Origin of the sequence: Agathobacter sp. LCP21S3_B2, from assembly GCF_052118705.1 — a bacterium.
In the GTDB taxonomy this organism is placed as follows: domain Bacteria; phylum Bacillota; class Clostridia; order Lachnospirales; family Lachnospiraceae; genus Roseburia.
Genome location: NZ_JBQKGQ010000057.1, coordinates 1 through 446, shown reverse-complemented (window position 1 = coordinate 446; position 446 = coordinate 1). Strand labels below are relative to the sequence as shown.

The 446-nt window shown below is 43.7% G+C and carries 2 tRNA genes and 1 rRNA gene; all 3 read right to left on the bottom strand.

Annotated features, from left to right (window positions below):
- Positions 1–144: 144 nt before the first annotated feature.
- Positions 145–217: transfer RNA gene (locus ACTQ1L_RS15275), tRNA-Ala, on the bottom strand.
- A 41-nt stretch (positions 218–258) separates the two neighbouring features.
- Positions 259–332 (bottom strand) — tRNA-Ile (locus ACTQ1L_RS15270).
- Between the two features lie 4 nt (positions 333–336).
- Positions 337–446, bottom strand: a 5S ribosomal RNA gene (gene rrf, locus ACTQ1L_RS15265); the annotation flags it as partial.

Below are 446 nucleotides of genomic sequence, written 5' to 3'. Positions count from 1 at the left end.
TTTGTTGTTGTTCACAACTTGGTTTTGTTTCTCGGATGTCTTGATTGTTAGATATTCTTAAGAATAGAATATTTATTCATCAAATCATTTGTATGAAGTTTTCAAGGTACAATGTCGATTGTAACTGTTTTATTACATCGACGATGGAGACGGAGAGATTCGAACTCTTGACCCCCTGCTTGCAAGGCAGGTGCTCTCCCAACTGAGCTACGCCCCCATTTGGGTAACTTATTTAATTATCCAAAGCCATTCGGCTAGTGGGCTTGAGAAGACTCGAACTTCCGACCTCACGCTTATCAGGCGTGCGCTCTAACCGGCTGAGCTACAAGCCCATAAATTTGGCAGCCACCTACTTTCCCATACCGTTACCAGTATAGTATCATCGGCCGTTTAAGTCTTAACCATCGTGTTCGGGATGAGAACGGGTGTTTCCCAAAAACGCATCG